The sequence below is a fragment of the Streptomyces hainanensis genome, from assembly GCF_004348415.1.
In the GTDB taxonomy this organism is placed as follows: domain Bacteria; phylum Actinomycetota; class Actinomycetes; order Streptomycetales; family Streptomycetaceae; genus Streptomyces; species Streptomyces hainanensis.
Window position 1 is genome coordinate 1 of the sequence record NZ_SMKI01000648.1, and the last position, 3,316, is coordinate 3,316.

Here is a 3,316-nt window from a genome sequence, read left to right on the forward strand (position 1 = left end):
TTCCTGGTGCGCAGGGCCAACGCCTTCCGGGCGTACTGGGAACACATGCCGCTGCGCGCGCCCCAGTTCCCGCAGGGCCCCGACATGCAGTTGTACCGCAGGCTGCGCTACGGGCGGGTGGCCCGGAGCAGCCGGGGACCACGGAGGGCGAGTCCGGCGGCCGGCCTGGACCGGACGACACGGACGCGACCGACGAGGGCCCCCCGCGCTCCGGGCCGGGAGCCGAGGCGTTCGAGGCCACCGGCGCGCTCGGCAGCGGGTCCCAGCGGCACGGCCACGTGCGGGACGCGTTCGCCAACGTCGAGGGAGACGTGGTCGCCGGCAACAAGTTCGTCTATCTGCTGGGCGGTCAGCGCAAGCGGCTGCGCCCGCTCTCCCGTCTCACCAGGGAGCGGGTCCGATTCGCCTACGCTGAGCCGGCGGGCCTGCCGGCCGCCCGCGAAACCCTGGTCAAGCAGCACCTGCTCATCCTGCGCGGCGCCCCGGGTACCGGGAAGACGGCCATGGCGGTCCGCCTCCTGCTGGCCGCCACCGCCGGGGGCGGGCCCGTGTACCACCTCGACAGCGACGTGGACGTGTCGTCGCTGGCCGCGCTGTTGGAGAACGACGGCGGCCAGGGCGGTGGTATCGAACGCGGCGTCGGTTTCCTCCTCGACCGGCCGACCGACGTCGCCAACCTCGACCGCTCGGCCGTCGCCGCGCTGCAGAGCGCCCTGGACAACGCGGGCGCGTGGCTGGTGGTGACCGTGTCCACGACGGGGATCGCCGACAGCGAGTTGCTTCCCGGCTCGGTGGAGGTCACCGAGCGCCCGGACCCGAGGAGCGTCGTCGACGCCCACCTGCGCCATCGGCTCGGCGACCACACCGCCACCTGGCTGCTGGCGCGCGCCGACGTCGGTACCCTGCTCGCCGACTTCCTCGGCGCCGAATCCGCCTGCAAGCAGGCCGCCGACCTCGCGGACGCGCTCTGCGACGAGTACGAGTACCAGCGGGAGACCGAGGACGGCGAGCTGGATCTGGGGCCGATCAGGCGGCGGCACGCCCGCATCGAGGCCGAGGAGTTCGAGATCTGGGCCGAGAACCTGCGCGATCCCGCCGCCCGCGCGACCGCCATCGCACTGGCCGTGCTCAACAGTCTGCCGCGCGAGAACATCGCCCGCGCCGCCCGTTCGCTGCGCAGGCGGCTCACCGCGGACCCGAGCCAGGGGACCTACAGCCAGTTGTCGGCGCCCGGCCCCGAGGGCCGGTCACCGCGCGCCGGCGGCCCGTTCGGCACGCCGCGCCGCACCCAACTGCCCCGGCTGCGCGCCCGGGCGCTGCCCAAGCCGGACGGCGAACCCGGCGAGCTCCTCGAGTACATCGATGTGACCTTCCCCGCCAAGGTCGTCCGCCAGGCGTGGAGCGAGTACGAGGTGCAGGACGAGATCCTGGACTGGCTGGGCGAGTTGGTGACCGACCCGGACGAGGAGGTCCGGGTCTACGCGGCCGCCGCGCTCGGCGTCGTCGCCGGCGTCTCCTTCCCCTACCTGCGCGACCGGCTGTTCCAGCACTGGGCCCACAGCAAGAACGCCCAGCACCGGAACGCCGTCGCCTACGCCCTGTCCGTCGCCGCCCGGGACCCGTGGGTCGCGCGGCATGTCACGTCCCTGGTGGAGGGCTGGTACGCGGATCGCACCCGTCCGCTGGCCCAGGCCACGGCCGCCCGGGTCCACGGCCTCCGCGCAGCGGGAGGCGTCGCCGCGGGAGGGGGCACGACGGGCGGCGTCGCCACGGGCGCCGACGCGGTGGAGTTCCTGAGCCGGCTCACCGTCGTCGACCACGTCACCGTTGCCGTGGCCGTCGGGCAGAGCCTCACCGACCTGCTCGCCGAGGACCGCGAACTGACGCCCCTGGTGCTGGGGGCCCTCTGCGACCGGGCCCGCGACCACGCGTCCGCGCCCGCCGCGTTGCTCTGCTTCCTCATCGTCGCGGCACAACTGACGGTCGTCCCCGGCGACCTCGGGATCGCCGGCGCCATGGCGCCCGAGTGGCCGGCGCTGCTCTGCCTCGCCGACCAACGCGACACGCTGCGCGACTCGTTCGTCTGGCTCTGGCGCCAGGCGCTGGGCCAGGCGGACTTCCACGCCGAGGCCGAACAGGTGCTGCGCGCCTGGGCGGCACTGGCCGAACGCGACCCGAAGCTACGCGAGTTGCTTCTGCGGCTGGTCCACGCGCTCGCCCACCACGACCCGCGCCTCCGCCGAATCCTGGGGCGCTACGCCACCGACTGGGTCCACCCCGACGACCTCGCGCCGTTGCCACAGCTGGCCGAGGCGGTCCAGAGACAGCTCCGGTACATCGACACACAGGAGGGACGCACGAGGTGACGGTACCCCTCATCCTCAACGAACGGCCGCTGCCCAGAAGCGAGGTGGGCGCCCTCCGGCTGCCACCCAGCTTCGCCGTGGTCTACCCGGCGGACGGTGGCTTCGAGGTGGAGACCGCTCGACCGCGGACCTGGAGCGAGCGCCTCCTCGGCGCGGGCCGCAACCGGCTGTGCCACGTCGTCGACCTGGGTGACCACTGGCGCACCGCCGAACTCACCAGGACGCCGCTGCCCTGCCGGGATCAGGCGCACCGGTTCGAGGCCAGGCTGGATGTCGGCTTCCGCGTTCACGACCCGGTCCTCGTCGTCCGGCACAACGTCGCGAACGCCCTCGACCCCGTCTACCGGCGGCTGACGAAGGACCTCCGCGACCAGGCGGCCCAGTTCCAGATCAACGAGGCGCAGCGCGCCCAGGCGCACATCAACGCGGCCCTCGCCCGGGAGATCACGCTCCCCGAGGGCATCACCGTCTTCCACTGCGTCGTCCAGCTCGAACCCGACGCCGCCGCCCGTGAGTTCATCAAGGGCCTCAAGCAGGCCGAACGGGCACGCGTGATGGGGGGACACGGCCACACCAAGGACGTCGGGCAGGCCCACCACCAGGTGGCGATCGACGACATCCACCACGCCGCCCGGCAGCGGCGGGAACGGGAACGGCGCGAGGCCCAGGAGCACCTGCTCGACTCCCTGCCGGCACAGATCCGCGGACCGGTCGAGGTGCACCTGGCCAAGCACCCGGACGACACCGCCCGGGTGCTCGACATGCTGCTGGTGCTGGAGCGGACCCGGGCCGCGCGCCAGGACAGCCGGGAGGACCAGGAACGCGAGATGCTCAGGTTCCTCGTCGAGCGGGGCGTGGTCAGGGACGTGGACCTGCCGGGCCTGCGCGCCGAGGCCCTGGGCCAGCAGGCCACGTCGGCTCTCGGTCCGCCCCCCGTCACGGTCCAACCC

At 73.6% G+C, this 3,316-nt stretch carries 2 protein-coding genes and 1 pseudogene; all 3 read left to right on the top strand.

Annotation, left to right across the window (positions count from 1 at the left end; translation table 11 throughout):
• Nucleotides 1–126: pseudogene (locus E1283_RS34105) on the top strand (alkaline phosphatase D family protein); the annotation flags it as partial.
• Nucleotides 127–278: 152 nt separating this feature from the next.
• Nucleotides 279–2,366: a hypothetical protein gene (locus tag E1283_RS34110; RefSeq protein ID WP_132822043.1), complete on the top strand. Its 2,088-nt coding sequence runs from the start codon at nucleotides 279–281 to the stop codon at nucleotides 2,364–2,366.
• Nucleotides 2,363–3,316, top strand: a 954-nt coding sequence (locus E1283_RS34115) for a hypothetical protein (protein WP_132822044.1), incomplete at its 3' end; no start/stop codon positions are given. The genes E1283_RS34110 and E1283_RS34115, both read left to right, overlap by 4 nt.